General features: G+C 62.1%; 21 protein-coding genes. 18 read left to right on the forward strand and 3 right to left on the reverse strand.

The window, feature by feature from the left end:
* Nucleotides 1–9: 9 nt before the first annotated feature.
* From NKI47_RS24285 to NKI47_RS24330, 10 genes are all read left to right on the forward strand, one after another.
* Nucleotides 10–330, forward strand: coding sequence for an FtsB family cell division protein (locus tag NKI47_RS24285; protein ID WP_352523806.1), 321 nt, complete (start codon nt 10–12; stop codon nt 328–330).
* Nucleotides 331–500: 170 nt separating this feature from the next.
* Nucleotides 501–1,541 carry a pyruvate dehydrogenase (acetyl-transferring) E1 component subunit alpha gene (gene pdhA, locus NKI47_RS24290; RefSeq protein ID WP_352568599.1) on the forward strand — a complete coding sequence of 347 codons (1,041 nt, stop codon included), beginning with the start codon at nt 501–503 and terminating at the stop codon, nt 1,539–1,541.
* Nucleotides 1,542–1,556: 15 nt separating this feature from the next.
* The gene (locus tag NKI47_RS24295; RefSeq protein WP_352593868.1) at nt 1,557–2,960 is read left to right on the forward strand and encodes a pyruvate dehydrogenase complex E1 component subunit beta; all 1,404 of its coding nucleotides are present in this window, start codon (nt 1,557–1,559) and stop codon (nt 2,958–2,960) included.
* A gap of 18 nt (nt 2,961–2,978) precedes the next feature.
* On the forward strand, nt 2,979–4,355 hold the full coding sequence (locus NKI47_RS24300; RefSeq protein WP_352593869.1) for a pyruvate dehydrogenase complex dihydrolipoamide acetyltransferase: 1,377 nt from the start codon (nt 2,979–2,981) through the stop codon (nt 4,353–4,355).
* Nucleotides 4,356–4,373: 18 nt separating this feature from the next.
* Nucleotides 4,374–4,793: a hypothetical protein gene (locus NKI47_RS24305; protein ID WP_023675084.1), complete on the forward strand. Its 420-nt coding sequence runs from the start codon at nt 4,374–4,376 to the stop codon at nt 4,791–4,793.
* A complete protein-coding gene (locus tag NKI47_RS24310; RefSeq protein WP_023675083.1) occupies nt 4,790–5,428 on the forward strand; it encodes an SGNH/GDSL hydrolase family protein in 639 nt (212 codons plus the stop codon). The genes NKI47_RS24305 and NKI47_RS24310 overlap by 4 nt, the downstream gene beginning before the upstream one ends.
* An 11-nt stretch (nt 5,429–5,439) precedes the next feature.
* Entirely contained in the window at nt 5,440–6,885 is a 1,446-nt protein-coding gene (gene lpdA / locus NKI47_RS24315; RefSeq protein WP_023675082.1) for a dihydrolipoyl dehydrogenase, read from the forward strand.
* A gap of 98 nt (nt 6,886–6,983) precedes the next feature.
* Nucleotides 6,984–7,241, forward strand: coding sequence for a GlsB/YeaQ/YmgE family stress response membrane protein (locus NKI47_RS24320; protein ID WP_023675081.1), 258 nt, complete (start codon nt 6,984–6,986; stop codon nt 7,239–7,241).
* 137 nt (nt 7,242–7,378) lie between these two features.
* Nucleotides 7,379–8,344: a lipoyl synthase gene (gene lipA / locus NKI47_RS24325; RefSeq protein WP_023675080.1), complete on the forward strand. Its 966-nt coding sequence runs from the start codon at nt 7,379–7,381 to the stop codon at nt 8,342–8,344.
* A 12-nt stretch (nt 8,345–8,356) separates the two neighbouring features.
* Nucleotides 8,357–8,818, forward strand: coding sequence for a type II toxin-antitoxin system RatA family toxin (locus tag NKI47_RS24330; RefSeq protein WP_352593870.1), 462 nt, complete (start codon nt 8,357–8,359; stop codon nt 8,816–8,818).
* Here the strand turns inward: NKI47_RS24330 and NKI47_RS24335 are convergent.
* Both NKI47_RS24335 and NKI47_RS24340 read right to left on the reverse strand, forming a co-directional pair.
* Nucleotides 8,794–9,303, reverse strand: coding sequence for a CinA family protein (locus tag NKI47_RS24335; protein WP_352593871.1), 510 nt, complete (start codon nt 9,301–9,303; stop codon nt 8,794–8,796). The genes NKI47_RS24330 and NKI47_RS24335 overlap by 25 nt on opposite strands.
* Complete coding sequence (locus tag NKI47_RS24340) at nt 9,300–10,520, reverse strand: bifunctional 2-C-methyl-D-erythritol 4-phosphate cytidylyltransferase/2-C-methyl-D-erythritol 2,4-cyclodiphosphate synthase (protein ID WP_352593872.1); 1,221 nt, start codon at nt 10,518–10,520, stop codon at nt 9,300–9,302. The genes NKI47_RS24335 and NKI47_RS24340 overlap by 4 nt, the downstream gene beginning before the upstream one ends.
* A gap of 181 nt (nt 10,521–10,701) precedes the next feature.
* Between NKI47_RS24340 and dusB the strand changes: the two genes are divergently transcribed.
* From dusB to hflX, 8 genes are all read left to right on the forward strand, one after another.
* A complete protein-coding gene (gene dusB / locus NKI47_RS24345; RefSeq protein WP_352593873.1) occupies nt 10,702–11,727 on the forward strand; it encodes a tRNA dihydrouridine synthase DusB in 1,026 nt (341 codons plus the stop codon).
* The gene (locus NKI47_RS24350) at nt 11,724–12,866 is read left to right on the forward strand and encodes a two-component system sensor histidine kinase NtrB (RefSeq protein WP_023675075.1); all 1,143 of its coding nucleotides are present in this window, start codon (nt 11,724–11,726) and stop codon (nt 12,864–12,866) included. The genes dusB and NKI47_RS24350 overlap by 4 nt, the downstream gene beginning before the upstream one ends.
* Nucleotides 12,863–14,323 (forward strand): nitrogen regulation protein NR(I), encoded by a 1,461-nt coding sequence (ntrC, locus tag NKI47_RS24355; protein WP_023675074.1) that lies wholly within the window; start codon nt 12,863–12,865, stop codon nt 14,321–14,323. The genes NKI47_RS24350 and ntrC overlap by 4 nt, the downstream gene beginning before the upstream one ends.
* Nucleotides 14,324–14,406: 83 nt before the next feature.
* Nucleotides 14,407–16,737 carry a sensor histidine kinase NtrY-like gene (locus NKI47_RS24360; protein ID WP_502898073.1) on the forward strand — a complete coding sequence of 777 codons (2,331 nt, stop codon included), beginning with the start codon at nt 14,407–14,409 and terminating at the stop codon, nt 16,735–16,737.
* On the forward strand, nt 16,727–18,088 hold the full coding sequence (gene ntrX, locus NKI47_RS24365) for a nitrogen assimilation response regulator NtrX (protein WP_023675072.1): 1,362 nt from the start codon (nt 16,727–16,729) through the stop codon (nt 18,086–18,088). The genes NKI47_RS24360 and ntrX overlap by 11 nt, the downstream gene beginning before the upstream one ends.
* An 88-nt stretch (nt 18,089–18,176) precedes the next feature.
* Complete coding sequence (locus tag NKI47_RS24370) at nt 18,177–19,040, forward strand: D-amino-acid transaminase (RefSeq protein ID WP_023675071.1); 864 nt, start codon at nt 18,177–18,179, stop codon at nt 19,038–19,040.
* Nucleotides 19,041–19,185: 145 nt separating this feature from the next.
* A complete protein-coding gene (gene hfq / locus NKI47_RS24375) occupies nt 19,186–19,431 on the forward strand; it encodes an RNA chaperone Hfq (RefSeq protein ID WP_006202172.1) in 246 nt (81 codons plus the stop codon).
* Nucleotides 19,432–20,823 carry a GTPase HflX gene (gene hflX / locus NKI47_RS24380; protein WP_023675070.1) on the forward strand — a complete coding sequence of 464 codons (1,392 nt, stop codon included), beginning with the start codon at nt 19,432–19,434 and terminating at the stop codon, nt 20,821–20,823.
* Between the two features lie 6 nt (nt 20,824–20,829).
* On the opposite strand, the gene mazG is transcribed toward hflX, so the two are convergent.
* On the reverse strand, nt 20,830–21,654 hold the full coding sequence (gene mazG, locus NKI47_RS24385) for a nucleoside triphosphate pyrophosphohydrolase (RefSeq protein ID WP_352593874.1): 825 nt from the start codon (nt 21,652–21,654) through the stop codon (nt 20,830–20,832).
* Nucleotides 21,655–21,767 lie beyond the last annotated feature (113 nt).

The following is a 21,767-nucleotide window of genomic DNA, read 5'->3' on the forward strand; positions in this document are numbered from 1 at the left end:
ATTCGGACCATGTGGACACGCCAGCACAAGCAAAGAAACACCGGCCGGCTTATCATCCCCTCGCTCTGCGTGGTGTTCCTGACCTATTTCGGCTTCCATGCCTATCATGGCGAGTTCGGCATCTATTCCAAGTATCGGCTCGAAGCCGAGACTGTCGAATTGCAGGGCAGGCTCGATGCCGTCAAGGCACGCCGGATCGACCTGGAGCGCCGCGTCCAGCTGATGCATGAGGGCACGCTCGAGAAGGACATGCTGGACGAGCAGGCGCGCAAGGCGCTTAATCTGTCCCATGCCGACGAGATCACCATCATGCTGCCGGCCGCAAGATAACTGGATTTCCGTTAATCGGCGATATTTGCAATGATTTTAATCGCTTAGATGCATGACAGCCATGCGTTTTCGGCATGGCGAAAGCCTTCCCTGCATGTTAGCCTGCCTCAAATCGGTGGGAGACTGATCTCCCTCGCTGTCCGCCAAGAGACGCCAACAGGGAGTGATGCATGGCCACCGCCGCCAGAAAAGCGCCTGCCAAATCCAAATCCGACGGCAAAACGCCGGGCCTTTCCACCCCAAAGCCTGTTGAATTCACCAAAGACCAGGAGCTTGCCGCCTACCGGCACATGCTGCTCATCCGCCGCTTCGAGGAAAAGGCCGGCCAGCTTTACGGCATGGGCTTCATCGGCGGTTTCTGCCATCTCTACATCGGCCAGGAAGCGGTCGTTACCGGCATGAAGATGGCGCTGATCGATGGCGACCAGATGATCACCGCCTATCGCGATCATGGCCATATGCTGGCCATGGAGTTGTCGCCGCGCGGCGTCATGGCCGAACTGACCGGGCGCCGTAGCGGCCTGTCCAGAGGCAAGGGCGGCTCCATGCACATGTTCTCCAAGGAGAAGCATTTTTACGGCGGCCACGGCATCGTCGGCGCGCAAGTGTCGCTCGGCACCGGCATTGCCTTCGCCAACCGCTATCGCGGCAACAACAATATGACGCTGACCTATTTCGGCGATGGCGCCGCGAATCAGGGCCAGGTCTACGAAAGCTTCAATATGGCCTCGCTGTGGAAGCTTCCGGTGGTCTATATCATCGAGAACAACCGCTATGCCATGGGCACCTCGGTCTCGCGCTCGTCGGCCGAGACGGATTTTTCGCATCGCGGCGCCTCCTTCAAGATTCCAGGCATCCAGGTCGACGGCATGGATGTGCGCGCCGTCAAGGCCGCCGGCGACCTCGCCGGCGAATGGTGCCGCGCCGGCAACGGGCCGCTCATTCTCGAAATGCAGACCTACCGCTACCGCGGCCATTCGATGTCGGATCCGGCAAAATATCGCTCCAAGGAAGAAGTGCAGAAAATGCGCTCCGAACGTGACCCGATCGAACAGGTCAAGGCACGCTTGCTCGACAAGAAATGGGCAAGCGAGGACGAGCTCAAGGCCATCGACAAGGAAGTCCGCGACGTTGTCGCCGACGCTGCAGAATTTGCCCAGAACGACGCGGAGCCGGATCCGTCCGAGCTCTGGACCGATATCGTACTTTAACGAGAGGGCAAGGACATGCCGATCGAAATTCTCATGCCCGCCCTCTCGCCGACCATGGAAGAGGGTAATGTTTCCAAGTGGTTGAAGAAAGAAGGCGACAAAGTCGCAGCCGGTGACGCCATTGCCGAGATCGAAACCGACAAGGCAACGATGGAAGTCGAAGCCGTCGATGAAGGCACACTTGCCAAGATCGTGGTTCCTGCCGGCACCGAAGGCGTCAAGGTCAACACGCTGATCGCTGTGCTGGCCCTCGATGGCGAAGACATCGACGAGGCGGGCGAAGGCATTGGCGAGGAGGCTGTCGAGTCGCAAGCGGCAGCGCCCGCGGCTGCTCCGGCCCCCGCGGCTGCTCCGGCCAAGAGCGAAGCGGTAACACCTGTTGCCGCCGCGCCCAGGCTGGAAATTGCCGCCGATCCGGACATCCCGGCCGGCACCGAAATGGTCTCGACCACGGTGCGTGAAGCCTTGCGCGATGCAATGGCTGAGGAAATGCGCCGCGACGGCGACGTCTTTGTCATGGGCGAGGAAGTCGCCGAGTACCAGGGCGCCTACAAGATCACACAGGGCCTGTTGCAGGAATTCGGTCCGAGACGCGTGGTCGACACGCCGATCACCGAGCACGGCTTTGCCGGCGTTGGTGTTGGCGCGGCGATGGCCGGCCTGAAGCCGATCGTCGAATTCATGACCTTCAACTTCGCCATGCAGGCGATCGACCAGATCATCAATTCAGCCGCCAAGACGCTCTACATGTCCGGCGGCCAGATGGGCGCCCCGATCGTCTTTCGCGGCCCGAACGGCGCTGCTGCCCGCGTCGCCGCGCAGCATTCGCAGTGCTATGCCGCCTGGTACAGCCATATTCCTGGATTGAAGGTGGTGATGCCTTATACCGCCGCCGACGCCAAGGGTCTGCTCAAGGCGGCGATCCGCGACCCGAACCCGGTCATCTTCCTCGAGAACGAAATCCTTTACGGCCACTCCTTCGACGTGCCGAAGATGGACGATTTCGTGCTGCCGATCGGCAAGGCGCGCATTCACAAATCCGGCAAGGACGTGACCATCGTCTCGTTCGGCATCGGCATGACCTACGCGCTCAAGGCGGAGGCGGAGTTGCGCGGCATGGGCATCGATGCCGAGATCATCGACTTGCGCACCATCCGCCCGCTCGACTTCGACACCATCGTCGCCTCGGTCAAAAAGACCAATCGCCTCGTGGTGGTCGAGGAAGGCTTTCCGCAGAACTCGGTCGGCGACCATATCGCCAATCAGGTCTCGCAGCGCGCCTTCGATTTCCTCGATGCACCGGTCATTACAATTGCCGGCAAGGACGTGCCGATGCCCTATGCGGCGAACCTCGAAAAGCTGGCGCTGCCCAATGTCGGCGAGGTCGTCGAGGCGGTCAAAGCCGTCACGTATCGCTGAGCAGGGCGGGAGGACAAAATGCCGATCAACATCACCATGCCGGCGCTGTCGCCCACAATGGAAGAGGGCAATCTTTCCAAGTGGCTGGTCAAGGAAGGCGATAAAGTTTCGCCCGGCGACGTGATTGCCGAGATCGAGACCGACAAGGCGACGATGGAAGTCGAAGCCGTCGACGAGGGCACGGTCGCCAAGCTGGTGGTTCCGGCCGGCACAGAAGGCGTCAAGGTCAATGCGCTGATCGCGGTGCTGGCTGCCGAGGGCGAGGATGCTGCTTCTGCCGCCAAAAGCGGTGATGGCGCTGCGCCGGCCAAGGCTGAGGCTCCGAAAGCGGAAGCCCCCAAAGCTGAAACATCAAAGCCCGAAGCGTCGAAGCAGGAGCCTGCCGCACCTGCGCCTAAGGCGGAAGCGGTGCCGGTCGCCAACGGCCACGCAAGCGGTGAGCGCATCTTCGCCTCGCCGCTGGCCCGGCGCATTGCCAGGGAAGCCGGCGTCGATGTCGCGGCGCTGACAGGCTCCGGCCCCCGCGGCCGCGTAGTAAAGGCCGATGTCGATGCCGCAATTTCCAGTGGCGGCGCCAAGGCGACACCAGCCGCAAAAGCGGCGCCCGCCGGCGCTCCGGCACCTGCGGCCGCAGCACCCAAGGCGATGTCGGACGAGCAGGTGCTCAAACTGTTTGCCGAAGGCTCCTACGAGCTGATCCCGCACGACAATATGCGCAAGACCATTGCGAGGCGGCTGGTCGAAGCCAAGACCACCATCCCGCATTTCTATCTGACGCTCGACTGCGAGCTCGACGCACTTCTGGCCCTGCGCACGCAGATCAATGCGGCCGCGCCGGTGAAGAAGACCGAGAAGGGCGAAACGCCGGCCTACAAGCTGTCGGTCAACGACATGGTCATCAAGGCTCTTGCCATGGCGCTGATGGCGGTTCCGGATGCCAATGCGTCGTGGACAGAAAACGCCATGATCAAACACAAGCACGCCGATGTCGGCGTTGCCGTATCGATCCCCGGCGGCCTGATCACCCCGATCATCCGGCGTGCTGACGAAAAGACGATGTCCGTCATCTCCAACGAGATGAAGGATCTTGCCGGCCGCGCCCGCAGCCGCAAGCTGAAGCCGGAAGAATATCAGGGCGGCACCACGGCGGTGTCCAATCTCGGCATGTTCGGCATCAAGGATTTTTCTGCCGTCATCAACCCGCCGCATGCGACGATCCTTGCGGTCGGCGCCGGCGAGCAACGCGCAGTGGTCAAGAACGGCGAGATCAAGATCGCCACAATCATGTCGGTGACGCTGTCGACCGATCACCGCGCCGTCGACGGTGCGCTCGGCGCCGAGCTGCTCGTCGCCTTCAAGCGTATGATCGAAAATCCAATGGGCATGCTGGTTTAAGAGAAGGGAAACAGGGCGGTGCGGAAATTCTTCACCAGCCTTTTTGCCTTCTTTCTTTCCGGTTTGGCCGGCGGATTGGTGGTGCAGTGGCTCGCCGTCGCCACCAAGGCCGACGTGGAGTACATCCTTGTATTCATGATCTCGGCTCTCGTCACCATCTTCGCGACGCTCGCATTCTTCATCGCACAATTCATGTCGGACCCACGACGGGCAACAAAACTGACCGCGACCATAGGGGTAGCATCTTTTGTGCTCGTTGGAGTTTCCCTGATCGGCTGGACTTTCTCCCAGCCGCCGGGCAAGCGCGAGTGGTCGGGCGATCTTCCTATCGTCGCCGGTCTCGTCCTGCCAGGCATCGCTACGGTGCTGGTCCAGTGGCTTTTCGTGCGCTGGCGATTGGCGCGCTCGCAACCAGGTTTCGGCGGGGCAGGCACATGAAGACGGTCCTCTGCTACGGCGATTCGCTTACCTGGGGCTATGACGCGGCAAACCTCGGCCGGCATCCGCTGGAAGATCGCTGGCCGAGCGTGCTGCAGGCGGCATTGGGCAGCGGCGTCGAGGTCATCGCCGAAGGCCTGAATGGCCGAACCACCGCCTTTGACGATCACTTGGCCGGAGCGGACCGCAATGGCGCAAGGCTGTTGCCAACAATCCTGACGACGCATGCGCCGATCGACTTGATCGTCATCATGCTCGGCGCCAACGATATGAAGCCGTGGATTCACGGTAATCCGGTCGCGGCCAAACAAGGTATGCAACGCCTGATCGATATCGTGCGCGGTCATGATTACCCGTTCGATTGGCCGGCGCCGCAGATCCTGATCGTCGCGCCGCCCGTAGTCAGCCGCACGGAAAACGCCGAGTTCAAGGAAATGTTCGCCGGCGGCGATGACGCGTCAAAGCGGCTGGCGCCGCAATATTCCGCCCTTGCCGACGAGGCCGGCTGCGGCTTCTTCGATGCCGGCACGGTGGCCAAAACCACGCCGCTCGACGGCGTCCACCTGGACGCGGAAAACACGCGGAACGTCGGGCAAGCGCTGGCGCCGCTCGTGCGCCTCATGTTGGAATTGTGAAGGAGAAAGCCGTGGCTGAGAACTACGACGTCATCATCATCGGCTCCGGCCCCGGCGGCTATGTCACTGCAGTGCGTTCGGCCCAGCTTGGCTTCAAGACGGCGATCGTCGAGCGCGAGCACTTGGGCGGCATCTGCCTCAACTGGGGCTGCATTCCGACCAAAGCGCTGCTGCGCTCCGCCGAGATCATGCACTATTCGGATCATCTGAAGGACTACGGCCTGAAGATCGATGGCAAGGTCGGCGTCGACACAGCCGCCGTCGTCGATCGCTCGCGAAAGGTCTCGCTGCGGCTCAACGGCGGCGTCGGCTTCCTGATGAAGAAGAACAAGGTCGACGTCATCTGGGGCGAAGCCAAGCTGACCAAACCTGGCGAGATCGTCGTGTCGAAATCGTCGAAGAAGCCGATGGAGCCGCAGCCGCCGGCGCCCAAGGGCGTCAAGGGCGAGGGCACCTATAGCGCCAAGCACATCATCCTGGCGACCGGCGCCAGGCCGCGCGCGCTGCCCGGCATCGAGCCTGACGGCAAGTTGATCTGGACCTATTTCGAGGCGATGGTGCCGAAAGAGATGCCGAAATCGCTGCTGGTGATGGGCTCGGGCGCCATCGGCATCGAGTTCGCCTCGTTCTACCGCACCATGGGCGCCGAGGTGACGGTGGTCGAACTGCTGCCGGCTGTGATGCCGGTCGAGGACGCCGAGGTCTCGAAATTCGCGCAGAAGCAGTTCGAGAAGCAGGGCATGAAGATCATCTTAGAAGCCAAGGTGACCAAGGTCGAGAAGGGCACTAACTCGGTCACCGCGCATGTCGAGATGAAGGACGGCAAGGTCGAGAAGATCACCGCCGACCGCATGATCTCGGCCGTCGGCGTACAGGGCAACATCGAGAATCTCGGCCTCGAGGCGCTCGGCGTGAAGACCGAACGCGGCTGCGTCGTCGTCGACGGCTACGGCAAGACCAACGTGCCCGGCATCTATGCCATCGGCGATGTCGCCGGACCGCCGATGCTCGCCCACAAGGCCGAGCATGAGGGCGTGGTGTGCGTGGAAAAGATCGCCAATTTCCCCGGCGTGCATGCCATTGACAAGCTGAAGATCCCGGGCTGCACCTATTGCAATCCGCAAGTCGCCTCGGTCGGACTGACGGAAGCCAAAGCGAACGCCGATGGCAAGGACATCCGCGTCGGCCGCTTCCAGTTCGCCGCAAACGGCAAGGCGATTGCGCTCGGCGAGGACCAAGGCTTCGTCAAGACCATTTTCGACAAGAAGACCGGCCAGTTGCTGGGTGCCCACATGGTCGGCGCAGAAGTAACCGAACTGATCCAGGGCTTCGTCGTGGCGATGAATCTGGAGACCACCGAGGAAGAGCTGATGCACACGATCTTCCCGCACCCGACGCTGTCGGAGATGATGAAGGAGAGTGTACTCGACGCCTATGGCCGCGCACTGAATGCATGATAAATTAGTTGGGCGAGTCTCACACGGAAGACACAAAGGAACTCGACGGCAGAGCAATTCGTTTCGCAGGCATCATCCATCATACAAGGAGAGGGCATATGGAAATGAACGGCGTGGGCTGGGTTGCAGCCATCATCATCGGCGGCCTGGCGGGATGGCTCGCCGAGATGGTCATGAAGAGCAATACCGGCATCCTCATGAACATCGTTCTCGGCATTGTCGGCGCAATCGTGTTGAATGCCATCTTGCAGGCCCTGAACATCGGCATCTTCGGCGTCGGCTGGATCGCCTATCTGATCACCGGCTTCATCGGTGCCTGCATTCTGATTGCGGTCGGACGACTGGTACGCCGCTAACCTCTGTCGGCACTTGCTATGCGAAAAAGGCCACCGCGGCATGCGTGATCGCGGCCTTTTTCTTTTCGCCGAAAAGTCCTAGATGACGTGGGTAGAGCGAGCGCTGGACAAGCGCTTGCCAATGAGCCGGGTTTCACATGGTCACCGTCCTCGACACGATTGCCAATGCGCCGCGCCTGCGGCATCCCGAAAAGGCGCACAAGCCGGATCAGGACGTACTGCGCAAGCCTGACTGGATCCGCGTCAAGGCGCCGATGTCGAAAGGCTATGCCGAGACGCGCGAAATCGTGAAGTCTCACAAACTGGTGACGGTTTGCGAAGAGGCGGGCTGCCCCAATATCGGCGAGTGCTGGGAGAAGAAGCACGCCACCTTCATGATCATGGGCGACATCTGCACGCGGGCCTGCGCCTTTTGCAATGTCGCCACCGGCATCCCGACCGCACTCGATCCCGACGAGCCGGCGCGTGTCGCGCATGCGGTCAAGCAAATGGGCTTGAGCCATGTCGTCATCACCTCCGTCGATCGCGACGATCTCGCCGATGGCGGGGCCCAGCATTTTGCCGATGTCATCCGTGCGATCAGGGCAGCAACCCCGTCGACGACGATCGAAATCCTGACGCCCGATTTCCTGCGCAAGGACGGTGCGCTGGAGATCGTCGTGGCGGCCAAGCCGGATGTTTTCAACCATAATCTCGAGACCGTGCCGTCTAACTATCTGACGGTTCGGCCGGGCGCGCGCTATTTCCACTCCATCAGGCTCTTGCAGCGGGTCAAGGAACTCGACCCCTCGATCTTCACCAAGTCCGGCATCATGGTCGGCCTTGGCGAGGAGCGGAACGAAATCCTGCAGCTGATGGACGATTTGCGTTCGGCCAATGTCGACTTCATGACCATCGGCCAATATCTGCAGCCGTCGAAGAAGCACCATCCGGTGATCCGCTTCGTCACGCCGGAGGAATTCAAGTCCTTTGAGACGATCGGCAGGACCAAGGGCTTCCTGCTGGTGGCGTCGAGCCCGCTGACGCGCTCGTCGCACCACGCCGGGGACGACTTTGCCAGGTTGCGCGCGGCGCGCGAAGCGTTTCTCAGGAAGTCCGCCTAACCCACTGGTTTCATGCCACAATTCGAAGCCCATCGCCGCGTTGCGCATACGCCGGAACAGATGTTCGCTCTGGTTGCCGATATCGAATCCTATCCGCAATTCCTGCCGCTTTGCGAGGCACTTACGGTTCGTTCGCGCAAGGAACGCAACGGACGCACCCTGCTCATCGCGGACATGAGCATCGGCTACAAGGCGATCCGCGAGACTTTCACCACGCAGGTGCTGCTGAAGCCTGACGAGAACGCCATCGACGTCAAATATATCGACGGCCCGTTCAAATATCTCAGCAATGTCTGGCGCTTCGACCCGGCGGACGGCGGCGGTTGCAACGTCTGTTTCTTTATCGACTATGAGTTCAAGAGCCGCATTCTGGGTGCGCTCATGGGAACCGTGTTCGACCGCGCCTTCCGCATGTTCTCCGAGGCGTTCGAGAAACGTGCCGAAATCATCTACGGCGCGCCATCGGCAGCCTGATCCGCGGCGAGCGCGCGTAGACCCAGTTCAAGCGCATGTCGGACCGTCTCCCGGCGGATGAAATCACGGCCCTTGTCGGCGAACAGCTGGCATTCGCTGACTACCGGCCGGCCAGCCACGGCAACGCCGAACCAGACCAGGCCGACAGGTTTTTCCGCAGAGCCGCCGTCCGGACCGGCGATGCCGGTCACCGCCAGGGCGAGCCCGGCCGGCGAATGCGTCAAGGCTCCGGCCGCCATCTCCACCGCAGTCTCGCGCGAGACCGCGCCGTGCGCCTCGAGCGTAGCGGCCGAGACGCCGAGCATCTCGGTCTTGGCCCGGTTGGAATAGGTGATGAAGCCGCGATCGACCACCGCGGAAGAGCCGGCGATGTCGGTCAGCGCGGCGATGATCATGCCGCCGGTGCAGCTCTCCGCCGTCGCCAGCATCATGCCGCGCTGCTGGCAGGCCTTAAGCAGGACATCTGCGAGACCGCTATTGCTCATTCAGGGACATCCCCTGGAAACACAACGCTGGCAGTCGCGATGGCCGCTATGCCTTCCTCACGGCCGACGAAGCCGAGCTTCTCATTGGTTGTCGCCTTGATCGAGATGCGATCGCGCGAAATTCGCAGCATTGCCGAAAGCGCTTCGGTCATGGCCTCGCGATGTGGGCCGACGCGCGGCGCCTCGCAGATCAGGGTGATGTCGGCGTTGGCAATGCGCCCGCCGCCCTCGCGCACCAGCTTCACCGCGTGTTCGACGAAGATGCGTGAAGCGGCCCCTTTCCACTGCGGGTCGGAGGGCGGGAAATGCGTGCCGATGTCACCGGCGCCGCAGGTGGCCAGCAGGGCGTCGGTCAAGGCGTGGAGACCGACATCGGCATCCGAATGGCCGGACAATTTCTTGCCGTGCGGAATAGCTACACCGCACAGGGTGACATGGTCGCCGGGCTCGAAGGCATGGACGTCATAGCCATTGCCGGTTCGGATGTCCGGAAAACGTGCCCCCCCGGAAAGCCGCTGATCCGCCATCGCAATATCCCTTGCCCAGGTCAGTTTGACATTGTCCGGCGAGCCGGGAACGATCTTCACCGGAATATGCGCCCATTCGGCGATTGCCGCATCGTCCGTGAAATCCGCTTTGCCCAGATGATGAGCCTTTTCGTGCGCAGCCAGGATCGGCCAGAACGGAAAGCCTTGCGGTGTCTGTGCGGCATGAAGCCCGGCCCTGGACACGGTTTCGCCGATCATGCCTTCGGCCGTTTCGCGCTTGAGCGTATCGGCAACGGGCAAGGCAGGCAGTGCTCCCTGGCGCTCGCCAATGGCGGCGATCGTGCGGTCTATCAGTTCCGCGTCGACAAACGGCCGAGCCGCATCATGGATCAGCACCCGGCCCGGCGCATGGCTTCTTAACGCCAGCAGTCCAAGCCGGACGGACTCCTGCCGTGACGTACCGCCGGTCACCGCGACGACACGGTCGGCGTTCGCACCCGCCGCACGGCGAAAAAGCGCGCCGTCGTCGGCATGGATAGCAACGACGACAGGTCCAATCTTCGGATGCATCAGAAAGGCGCCGAGCGTGCGTGCGATAACGGCGCCGCCGCCAATTTGCTGGTACTGCTTCGGCCCCTTGGCCTGTCCGGCGCGCGCGCCGCGGCCGGCGGCAACGATGACCACCGCGACCTTGTCGTCCGCAGCTTGCTTTTCGCTCACATCTCTCATGCCGAGACGCTTAGCGCATGATCCCGAAAAGTGGTATCGCTTTTGGAAGACCCAGGATTGATGCGGTGCGGCGATCCGTATTTTTCCCAAATGCGCCTTAATATCACGACATTGCGCGTTGCACATTGCCGTCGTTCTGGCTAGAGAATGTGCAGCAACCGAAGGTGCTTGGTTTTTGTGCATGCCTGATGTGACCAAATTGGCTTCGCCGCTGGATGTGGGTGGCGTGAGAATCCACAACCGCGTGTTTCTCGCGCCGATGTCGGGCATCACCGACGAACCGTTCCGGCAGCGCGCCCATGCGCATGGCGCCGGGCTGGTTGTTTCGGAAATGGTGGCGAGCGGGGAGCTTGCAAAGGGCAGGGCTGGCTCGGGCCTGCGCATCCGTCATTCCGGGCTGCCTGTCCACATGGTCCAGCTTGCCGGCCGTGAGGCGGTGCACATGGCCGAGGGCGCGCGAATCGCAGCCGGCGAAGGCGCCGACATCATCGACATCAATATGGGCTGTCCGGCCAAGAAGGTGACGGGCGGCTATGCCGGTTCGGCACTGATGCGAGACCTCGACCACGCGCTGTCGCTGATCGAAGCGGTACTCGGCGCGGTCGACGTGCCGGTCACGGTCAAGATGCGGCTCGGCTGGGACGAAGGCGCGCTCAACGCGCCGATGCTGGCGCGACGCGCTGAGCAGGCCGGGGTGATGATGGTGACGGTGCACGGCCGCACGCGTTGCCAGTTCTATCAGGGCACGGCCGACTGGCGTGCCATTGCACGCGTCAAGCAGGCCGTCTCGATCCCTGTGGTTGCCAATGGCGATGTCGGCTCGCTGGCAGAGGCTGCGTCGATCCTTGACCAGTCCGGCGCCGACGCGGTGATGATCGGCCGTGCGCACTATGGCGCGCCGTGGACCGCCGGCAGCATTGTAGCGGCCGCGCTGGCCGAGCCAGTATCCGGCATGCCGGAAAGCCCGCAAACGCTGTCCGACTACGTCATTGCCCATTACGAAGACATGCTGACGCTCTATGGCGTGGAAAGCGGATTGCGCCAGGCGCGCAAGCATCTCGGCTGGTATCTCGACCGCCACGCCGCCACAAGCGACGACCGGCGCAAGGCCATACTCACGTCTTTCGAGCCTGGGCGCGTCATTTCCTTGCTGCGCGACGCATTTTCAAGCGCTCCCGAAGCGGCGAACCTGCGGAGTGCGGCATGAACGCCACCGTCACACAGAGCACGGATATGGCGGACGCCGCGCATATTGTGCTCAACACCATTCGCCGGCCGGTGATCATGGTCGATCCGCAAGGCTTCATCACCTTCGCCAATGCCGATGCCGAGGATTTTTTCCGTTCGAGCGCCACGATGCTCGCGCGCAATACGCTGCACAAGCTCATTCCTTTCGGCAGTCCGCTGCTGACGCTTGTCGACCAGGTGCGCGAGCGCCGGGCGCCAGTCAACGAATACCGGGTGGACGTGTCGTCGCCGCGGCTCGGCATCGAGAAGGTGGTCGATCTCTACGTCGCGCCTGTGACGGAATTTCCAGGCTCCGTCGTGGTAATGTTCCAGGAACGCTCAATGGCCGACAAGATCGACCGGCAGATGACGCATCGCGGTGCGGCGCGCTCGGTCACCGGCCTTGCCGCGATGCTTGCCCATGAGATCAAGAACCCGCTGTCGGGCATTCGTGGTGCCGCGCAGCTGCTTGAACTGTCGGCGTCCGACGAGGATCGCGCACTGACCAGGCTGATCACCGACGAGACCGACCGCATTGTCTCGCTGGTCGACCGCATGGAGGTGTTTTCGGACGAGCGGCCGATCGACCGCTACCCTGTCAACATCCATGTCGTGCTCGACCATGTCAAGGCAATCGCCAAGAACGGTTTTGCCAAGCGGATCAAGATATTGGAGGATTATGATCCATCGTTGCCTCCGGTTTTTGCCAATCGCGACCAGCTCATCCAGGTGTTTCTCAATCTGGTAAAAAATGCCGCCGAGGCGATCGGCAGTGATCCGCAGGGCGAGATCATGCTGTCGACCGCCTTCCGCCCAGGCATCCGTGTTTCCGTGCCCGGAACGCAGGACCGCGTGTCGCTGCCATTGGAATTCTGCGTGCGTGACAACGGTTCGGGTGTTTCCGAGGATATCCTGCCGATCCTGTTCGATCCCTTCATCACCACTAAGCCGAACGGCTCCGGTCTCGGTCTGGCGCTGGTCGCAAAGATCGTCGGCGAGCATGGCGGCATCATTGAATGCGAATCGACCCCGCGCGGCACCACTTTCCGCATCCTGATGCCGGCGTGGAAAGAAACCCAGTTTGGCACCGACGACGACGGTGAAGGAGACCGCAAATGACCGTTCGCGGCAATATTCTCGTCGCCGACGACGATGCGGCCATCCGCACAGTCCTCAACCAGGCGCTTTCGCGCGTCGGCCACGACGTGCGTGTCACCTCCAACGCTTCGACGCTGTGGCGCTGGGTTGCGGCGGGCGAGGGCGATCTGGTTATCACCGACGTTGTCATGCCTGACGAGAACGCCTTCGACATGCTGCCGCGCATCAAGAAGGCGCGACCGGAACTGCCGGTCATCGTCATGAGTGCGCAGAACACGTTCATGACCGCGATCCGGGCCTCCGAAACCGGAGCCTATGAATATCTGCCGAAACCGTTCGACCTGACGGAGTTGCTCAACATCGTCAACCGCGCGCTTTCCGAACCGCGGCGGCCCAAGATCGATACGCGTGCCGACGAGCCGCCTGAAACGATGCCGCTGGTCGGCCGCTCGGCGGCCATGCAGGACATCTACCGCATGCTGGCGCGCATGATGCAGACCGACCTGACGGTCATGATCAGCGGAGAGTCGGGTACCGGCAAAGAGCTGGTGGCGCGCGCGCTGCATGAATACGGCCGCCGCCGAGGCGGTCCCTTCGTCGCCATCAACATGGCGGCGATCCCGCGCGACCTGATCGAATCGGAGTTGTTCGGGCACGAGAAGGGCGCCTTTACCGGCGCGCAGAACCGCTCCACCGGCCGTTTCGAGCAGGCCGAAGGCGGCACGCTCTTCCTCGACGAGATCGGCGACATGCCGATGGAAGCGCAGACGCGGCTGCTGCGTGTGTTGCAGCAGGGCGAATACACCACGGTCGGCGGCCGCACGCCGATCAAGACCGACGTGCGCATCGTCGCTGCCACCAACAAGGACCTGCGCACACTGATCAATCAGGGGCTTTTCCGCGAGGACCTGTTCTACCGCTTGAACGTTGTGCCGCTCAGGCTGCCGGCGCTGCGCGAGCGGTCGGAGGACATTCCGGACCTCGTCCGCCACTTCTTCAAGCTCGGCGCCAGTGAAGGCTTGCAGACCAAGCGCATTTCCACCGGCGGCATCGAGCTGATGAAGCGCTACCCATGGCCCGGTAATGTGCGCGAACTCGAAAACCTCATCCGCAGGCTGGCCGCACTGTATTCGCAGGACGAGATTTCCGCCGAGATCATCGAGGCGGAGTTGAAGACCGGCGAAAGGCCGGTCGTTCCAGGTGGCGGCAACCTCATTCCCGATGACCTTTCCATCGGCCAGGCGGTGGAGCATTTCCTGCAACGCTATTTTGCCTCGTTTGCCGGCGACTTGCCCCCGGCCGGGCTCTATCAGCGAATCCTCTCCGAGGTCGAATACCCGCTGGTCCTCGCCTCGATGACCGCAACGCGCGGTAACCAGATCAAGGCTGCGGAATTGCTGGGGCTCAACCGCAACACGCTGCGCAAAAAGATTCGCGAACTCGGCGTCAACGTCTACAAATCGTCCAGGCAGGTCTAGACGAATCCCTTTACGAGCGCTTTCCAGGGGATCGATTGCCGAAAGATTTCCGTCTCGGCCACACTTGTTGCATAATCGCCACAATGCGTTGCATACATCCGACGCAATCAATGGCTCTAGACGGCGACATGGCCCTGCACGCACCGACACTGAGCAAATCGCTTTTCAGCAATACGGGCGCGCGAGACGGTCGCCGGCTGCTTGCGCTGCCGGGCGTGATCGCCGTTGCCGGTGCGCTGGTGACGGCGGCGATCTCCTTCGCCATTCTGGTCGGCGCGACGCCGATCACGCCCGACGCGAGGACGACGCTGGCGCTGATTGCGCTTAATGCGGCGTTCGTCCTGTTTCTGATCTTGCTGGTCGGCCGCGAGGTGCATCGCATCCTGATGGCACGACGGCATGGCAAGGCTGCGTCGCGCCTGCATGTGCGCATAGTGGCGATGTTTGCGCTAGTCGCCGCCATCCCCGCGATCATGGTGGCGATCATCGCGTCGATCACGCTCGACATCGGCCTCGACCGCTGGTTCGAGATCCGCACCAAGACGATCGTCAATTCGTCGTTGTCGATCGCCGACGCCTATGTTCAGGAAAACGCGCGAAATCTTCAGGGCACGACGTTGTCGATGGCCTACGACCTCGACGCTTCCCGCACGCTCTACGGCCTCGATCGTACCGGTTTTCTCGACCTCATGAACAAGGAGGCGGTGGGACGCTCGCTGGCGCACGCAGCACTCATCAAGCCCGATGGTTCCTTCGTCATGAGCGCCAAGACCGACGCGGACTTTGCCATGCCGGAGCCGCCTGAGGGCGCCGTGGCAAGCGCTGCCGACGGCAAGCCGGTGCTGATAGAACCGCGCACCCGCAACATCATGGGTGCCATCGTCAAGCTGCGCGAGATCGACGGCCTCTATCTCTACACCATCCGCCTCGTCGATCCCGAGGTGATCAAGGCGCGGCAGATCGTCAAATCCAACACCGCCGAATATCGCGGTCTCGAAGACAATCGCCGCACCTCGCAAGTGGCTTTCGCGCTTCCCTATCTGTCGCTGACGCTGATCATCATCCTGTCCGCCATCTGGACCGGCATTGCGGTGGCCGACCGCCTGGTGCGGCCGATTCGTCAGCTCATCGGCGCGGCCGATGAGGTCGCTACCGGCAATCTCGACGTAGCCGTGCCTGTCCGCCCCTCCGACGGTGACGTCGCCTCGCTCGGCGACACCTTCAACAAGATGCTGATGGAGCTGAAATCGCAGCGCAACGAGATCCTGTCGGCCAAGGATTTGATCGACGAGCGGCGGCGCTTTTCGGAGGCGGTGCTTGCCGGCGTCACCGCCGGGGTCATCGGGGTCGATCCATATGGCATCGTCACCATCGTCAACCGTTCGGCCGAAACGATGCTGGCCATATCCGCCACGGCAGCGCTTGGGCAGAACCTTTCCGCCGTGCTGCCGCATGTCGGCCGCGTCTTCGAGATCGGCCGCAAATCGGGCAAGCCGGTCTATCGCGAACAGGTCACCTTCTATCGTGCCGGCACCGAACGGACCTTCAACGTGCAGATCACGATTGAAGCCGGCGACGACGGTTCGGAGGATAAATCCTACGTCGTGACAGTCGACGACATTACCGATCTGGTCCAGGCACAGCGTTCCTCTGCATGGGCCGACGTGGCGCGGCGCATCGCCCACGAGATCAAGAACCCGTTGACGCCGATCCAGCTTTCGGCCGAGCGCATCAAGCGCCGTTATGGCAAGGTCATCACCGAGGACCGTGAGGTTTTCGATCAATGCACCGACACCATCATCCGGCAAGTGGAGGACATCGGCCGCATGGTCGACGAGTTCTCGGCGTTCGCCCGCATGCCGAAACCGGAAATGAAGGCCATCGACCTGCGCGATTCGTTGCGCGAGGCCTCGTTCCTGGTCGAAGTGAGCCGCGCCGACATCACCTTCGAGCGCGTCTTCGGCAATGAGCCACTCAAAGGCACGTTCGACAGCCGGCTGATGGCGCAGGCGTTCGGCAACGTCATCAAGAATGCTGCCGAAGCCATCGACGGACTTGATGCAGAGGATCGTCCGCACGGCATAATCCGGATTCAAGCCGGGCGTCAGAATGGCGCGATTCGAATCGACGTCATCGACAACGGCAGGGGCTTGCCGCGCGAAAACCGGCAGCGCTTGCTCGAGCCTTACATGACGACACGCGAGAAAGGCACCGGGCTTGGCCTCGCTATCGTCAAGAAGATCGTGGAGGACCATGGCGGGCGACTCGAATTGCACGATGCACCAGCGGACTTCCACGATGGGCGGGGTGCAATGATCAGCATCATCCTGCCGGTTGCCGCCACCGTTCCGATACGCGGCGAGGGCAAGACGGAACACGAAAAAGAAACTGAAAAGGTCGGAAATGGCGTCTGATATTCTCATCGTCGATGACGAGGAAGACATCCGCGAACTCGTCGCCGGTATCCTGAGCGACGAAGGTCACGAAACACGCACGGCGTTTGATGCCGACAGCGCGCTGGCGGCGGTCGCCGACCGGGCACCCAGGCTGGTCTTCCTCGACATCTGGCTGCAGGGCTCGCGGCTCGATGGCCTGGCCTTGCTGGACGAGATCAAGACGATGCACCCGAACCTGCCGGTGGTGATGATCTCGGGCCATGGCAATATCGAAACGGCAGTCTCGGCCATTCGCCGCGGCGCCTATGATTTCATCGAAAAGCCATTCAAGGCCGACAGGCTGATCCTCATTGCCGAACGGGCGCTCGAAACCTCCAAATTGAGACGCGAGGTTTCGGATCTCAAGCTGCGCAGCGGCGAGACTTTCGACCTCATCGGCATGTCATCGGCAATGAGCCAATTGCGCCAGACCATCGAGCGCGTCGCGCCGACCAACAGCCGCGTCATGATTATCGGCCCCTCCGGCTCGGGCAAGGAACTGGCGGCGCGCGCCATCCACGCACTGTCGGCGCGCAAGAGTGCACCGTTTGTGACGCTGAGCGCCGCCAACATCACCCCAGAGCGTATGGAGATCGAGCTGTTCGGCACCGAATCGAACGGCGTCGAACGCAAGGTCGGCGCGCTGGAGGAAGCCCATCGCGGCATTCTCTACATCGATGAAGTGGCCGACATGCCGCGCGAGACGCAAAACAAGATCCTGCGCGTGTTGGTCGAACAGCAGTTCGAGCGGGTAGGGGGCACCAAGCGGGTCAAGGTCGACGTGCGCATCGTCTCGTCGACCTCGCAGAACCTGGAAGCCATGATCGCCGACGGCCGTTTCCGTGAGGACCTTTATCATCGCCTGGCCGTGGTTCCGGTCATGGTGCCGGGACTGGCCGAGCGTCGCGAGGACATTCCTTATCTGGTCGACAATTTCATGAAGCAGATCGCTCGCCAGGCCGGCATAAAGCCGCGCCGCATCGGCGACGACGCGCTGGCGGTGCTGCAGGCGCATAACTGGCCGGGCAACGTTCGCCAGTTGCGCAACAATGTCGAGCGGCTGATGATCCTGGCGCGCGGCGACGATGTCGATGCGCCGATCACCGCCGATCTCCTGCCTGCCGAGATCGGCGACGTCATGCCGCGCACTCCAAACAAATCCGATCAGCACATAATGGCGCTGCCGCTGCGGGAAGCGCGCGAACAATTCGAGAAGGACTATCTGATCGCCCAGATCAACCGTTTTGGCGGCAATATCTCGAAGACGGCAGAGTTTATCGGCATGGAACGCTCTGCATTGCACCGCAAGCTGAAGTCGCTGGGCGTCTGACAGCCAAACCAGTCGTGGCCCACCCAATTATCGGTTACGGCGGTCTTGGAATCGCATAAGAAAGCTGGACTTCTTTCAGGGATTAGCCATGCCGCGCATTGCGTATGTGAACGGGCGCTACGTCGCTCACGCCGAAGCTTCCGTGCATATCGAGGACCGTGGCTATCAATTCGCCGACGGCGTCTACGAGGTCTGCGAGGTGGCACGAGGCTTCATCGTCGACATGCCGCGCCATCTCGCCCGATTGAACCGCTCACTTGCCGAACTCTCGATCGATTGGCCGATCACGCGCGGCGTGCTGCCGCTCGTCATGCGCGAGGTGGTGCGCCGCAACCATGTCGTCGACGGCCTGGTCTATGTCCAGGTGACACGCGGCGTCGCCAGCCGCGAGTTTTTCTTCCCGCCGGCGGACACGAAGCCGTCGCTGGTGGTGACTGCCAAAAAAGCCGATCCTGCAGCTGCCGCGAAGCGGGCCGAGAGCGGGATCCGGGTTATCACGGTGCCGGAGAACCGGTGGGATCGGGTCGATATCAAGTCGGTCGGCCTGCTGCCGAACGTGCTGGCCAAGCAGAAAGCCAAGGAAGCCGGCGCTCAGGAGGCCTGGTTCGTCGATGTCGACGGCACCGTCAAGGAAGGTGGATCGTCGAACGCCTGGATCATCACCGGGGATGGCGTGCTGGTGACGCGGCCGGCCGAGCACGGCATCCTGCGCGGCATCACCCGTACGACGCTGTTCGACGTGGCCGCCAAGCTCGGCCTGAAGATCGAGGAGCGCGGTTTTTCGGTGGCCGAAGCCAAGGCCGCGCGCGAGGTTTTCATCAGCTCCGCGACCACGATTGCCATGCCGGTGGTGGCGATCGATGGCGCTCCCGTCGCCAACGGCCACCCGGGCTCGATAACAGTTTCATTACGGCAGGCCTTTTTTGACGTTGCGGAAAAAAGTCCAGCCTGATAACCGCACAGATGGAATGAACATCAATATATCTCGTTCTGCTTGTCGTTACTGACGGCAAGATGGTGTTTGCGTGCTTGACATGTGCCGGCTAATTTGGCGCATTGGCCTGCAAACCGAAGGGGATCGGCGAAAGACAAGAACAATGGCGGAACGATCGCAAAATCTTCAGGACCTGTTCCTGAATTCAGTTCGCAAGAGCAAAAATCCACTCACCATCTTTCTCATCAACGGCGTGAAGCTGACCGGCGTGGTCACTTCGTTCGACAATTTCTGCGTTCTGCTGCGTCGCGACGGCCATTCCCAGCTTGTCTACAAGCACGCTATTTCCACGATCATGCCGAGCCAGCCGGTTCAGATGTTCGATGGTGAGGAAAGCCAGGGCGCCTGATTGGCACGTGAGAAAGACGCGGACCGCAGCGTTCGCGGAAAACCAGCACATCAGACCGGGACAGAGGCCAACGGCCCGACCCGGGCGGTGGTTATCGTGCCGGTGCTTACCCGGCAGCCTCGTGGCGACGACGACACCAACCGCCCCCGCCTGAGCCGTTCCGCCGAGGCTCGTCGCGACGAGGCCGTCGGCCTCGCCAGCGCAATCGACCTCGACCTGGTCCACACGGCGGTGGTGACCGTCAACGATCCACGCCCGGCGACCTTGCTCGGCAGCGGCAAGGTGGCGGAGTTCGCTGAGATCGTCAAAGAGGGCCACGCGGAAGTGGTCATTGTCGATCATCCGCTGACCCCGGTACAGCAGCGCAACCTCGAAAAAGAGTTGAACGCCAAGGTGCTCGACCGCACCGGGCTGATCCTGGAGATTTTCGGCGAGCGCGCCCGCACCAAGGAAGGCACGCTGCAGGTCGATCTTGCCCATCTCAACTACCAGAAAGGCCGCCTTGTGCGGAGCTGGACCCACCTCGAGCGCCAGCGTGGCGGCGCCGGCTTTCTCGGCGGCCCTGGCGAGACCCAGATCGAGTCGGATCGGCGTGTGCTGCAGGACAAGATCACCAAGCTGAAGCACGAGCTCGAAACTGTGCGCCGCACCCGCGACCTGCACCGCGCCAAGCGCAAGAAGGTGCCATTTCCGGTGGTGGCGATCGTCGGCTACACCAATGCCGGCAAGTCGACTCTGTTCAACCGGATGACCGGAGCAGGGGTGCTGGCCGAAGACATGCTGTTTGCCACGCTCGACCCGACGCTGCGCCGCGTGCGCCTGCCGCACGGCACGCCGATCATCCTTTCCGATACGGTCGGCTTCATTTCCGACCTGCCAACGCATCTGGTCGCGGCCTTCAGGGCGACGCTGGAGGAAGTGGTCGAGGCAGACCTCGTCATTCATCTGCGCGACATCTCCGATCCCGATACGGCCGCGCAGGCCGAAGATGTCGAGCGCATCCTTGCCGATCTCGGCGTCGATGCCCGCGATAGCAAGCGCGTCATCGAAGTATGGAACAAGATCGACCGGCTCGACGAGGGCAACCGGGCGCGGCTGCTTGCCGATGGTGCTGACGGCAAGAAGGCACCGCCGATCGCCATATCGGCGGTAACCGGCGAGGGCATCGATGCGCTGAAGACGATCATCGAGACGATGATGTCGGGCGAACTGGAGACGTTCACCGTCACACTTAAGCCCGACCAACTCGGCGTCGTCGACTGGCTTTACCGCAACGGCGACATCGTCTCGCGCGACGACAATGAGGATGGCAGCGTGACCGTCGCGCTCAAGGCTACACACAGCGCTCGGCAGGAGATCGAAAGCCGATTGCGCCGTCAAAACAACGGGTAGAGGCGTTTACTTCGCGCTTTTTGCCTGCTGCCAGAGCGCTTCCATCTCGTCCAGCGTCGCCTCTTCGAGGCTGTTTCCCGACGCTTGCAGCGTCCGCTCGACATAGTGGAAGCGCGATCGGAATTTTTCGTTGGTGCCACTGAGTGCCGCTTCGGAATCAATTTTGAGGTGCCGGCCGAGATTGACGACCGCAAACAGCATGTCGCCGAACTCGTCCTTGATCGGCGCAGTGTCGCCTTTGGCCAGCGCCTCGCGTAGTTCGCCGATCTCCTCCTCGATTTTGTCGAGGATCGGCGCCGCCTCGCTCCAGTCGAAGCCGACGCGGGCGGCCTTTTCCTGCAGCTTGAGCGCCCGGGGCAGCGCGGGCAGGGCGACCGGCACGCTGTCGAGAAAGCCCTTGCCATGGTCTTCCGGGTCGAGCCCACGGGTGAGGCGAGCACTGCGCTTCTCCGCCTTTTCCTCTGCCTTGATCTTTTCCCACATGCCCTTGGCCATGCCGGCGCTGCGCGCCTTGTTGTCGCCGAAGACATGGGGGTGGCGGCGGATCATTTTTGTGGTGATGGCCTGGACTACATCGCCGAATGAAAATTCGCCGGCCTCCTCGGCCATTTGCGCGTGGTAGACCACTTGCAGCAGGAGATCGCCGAGTTCATCCCGCAGATCGTCGAGGTCGCCGCGCGCAATGGCGTCCGCCACTTCGTAGGCTTCCTCGATTGTGTATGGCGCGATTGTCGAAAAGTCCTGCTCGATATCCCACGGGCAACCGGTTTCCGGCGCCCGCAGCGCTGCCATGATCTCGATCAGTCGGGAAATGTCTTTCGAGGGTTTCATCTGGGAAACGCTATCCTGTACACGGCTGTGCGGCCAACGGCTTCAGCCGGTGAGGGCGCCTTGTCCACAGATGGGCCGCCAGACCATGATACGAAAGCGGAAGCCGGTTTCCG

This window comes from Mesorhizobium sp. M0633, assembly GCF_040320645.1.
Taxonomy (GTDB): domain Bacteria; phylum Pseudomonadota; class Alphaproteobacteria; order Rhizobiales; family Rhizobiaceae; genus Mesorhizobium.

Excerpts from the sequence above, each read along its gene's own strand:
- ntrC (WP_023675074.1), top strand. The coding sequence starts at position 12,863 with ATGACCGTTCGCGGCAATATTCTCGTCGCCGACGACGATGCGGCCATC.
- NKI47_RS24360 (WP_502898073.1), top strand. The coding sequence starts at position 14,407 with ATGCGTTGCATACATCCGACGCAATCAATGGCTCTAGACGGCGACATG.
- lipA (WP_023675080.1), top strand. The coding sequence starts at position 7,379 with ATGGTCACCGTCCTCGACACGATTGCCAATGCGCCGCGCCTGCGGCAT.
- ntrX (WP_023675072.1), top strand. The coding sequence starts at position 16,727 with ATGGCGTCTGATATTCTCATCGTCGATGACGAGGAAGACATCCGCGAA.
- NKI47_RS24285 (WP_352523806.1), top strand. The coding sequence starts at position 10 with ATGTGGACACGCCAGCACAAGCAAAGAAACACCGGCCGGCTTATCATC.
- NKI47_RS24340 (WP_352593872.1), bottom strand. The coding sequence starts at position 10,520 with ATGAGAGATGTGAGCGAAAAGCAAGCTGCGGACGACAAGGTCGCGGTG.
- dusB (WP_352593873.1), top strand. The coding sequence starts at position 10,702 with ATGCCTGATGTGACCAAATTGGCTTCGCCGCTGGATGTGGGTGGCGTG.
- NKI47_RS24335 (WP_352593871.1), bottom strand. The coding sequence starts at position 9,303 with ATGAGCAATAGCGGTCTCGCAGATGTCCTGCTTAAGGCCTGCCAGCAG.
- pdhA (WP_352568599.1), top strand. The coding sequence starts at position 501 with ATGGCCACCGCCGCCAGAAAAGCGCCTGCCAAATCCAAATCCGACGGC.
- NKI47_RS24350 (WP_023675075.1), top strand. The coding sequence starts at position 11,724 with ATGAACGCCACCGTCACACAGAGCACGGATATGGCGGACGCCGCGCAT.
- NKI47_RS24370 (WP_023675071.1), top strand. The coding sequence starts at position 18,177 with ATGCCGCGCATTGCGTATGTGAACGGGCGCTACGTCGCTCACGCCGAA.
- hfq (WP_006202172.1), top strand. The coding sequence starts at position 19,186 with ATGGCGGAACGATCGCAAAATCTTCAGGACCTGTTCCTGAATTCAGTT.
- mazG (WP_352593874.1), bottom strand. The coding sequence starts at position 21,654 with ATGAAACCCTCGAAAGACATTTCCCGACTGATCGAGATCATGGCAGCG.
- NKI47_RS24310 (WP_023675083.1), top strand. The coding sequence starts at position 4,790 with ATGAAGACGGTCCTCTGCTACGGCGATTCGCTTACCTGGGGCTATGAC.
- NKI47_RS24330 (WP_352593870.1), top strand. The coding sequence starts at position 8,357 with ATGCCACAATTCGAAGCCCATCGCCGCGTTGCGCATACGCCGGAACAG.
- NKI47_RS24295 (WP_352593868.1), top strand. The coding sequence starts at position 1,557 with ATGCCGATCGAAATTCTCATGCCCGCCCTCTCGCCGACCATGGAAGAG.
- NKI47_RS24320 (WP_023675081.1), top strand. The coding sequence starts at position 6,984 with ATGGAAATGAACGGCGTGGGCTGGGTTGCAGCCATCATCATCGGCGGC.
- NKI47_RS24300 (WP_352593869.1), top strand. The coding sequence starts at position 2,979 with ATGCCGATCAACATCACCATGCCGGCGCTGTCGCCCACAATGGAAGAG.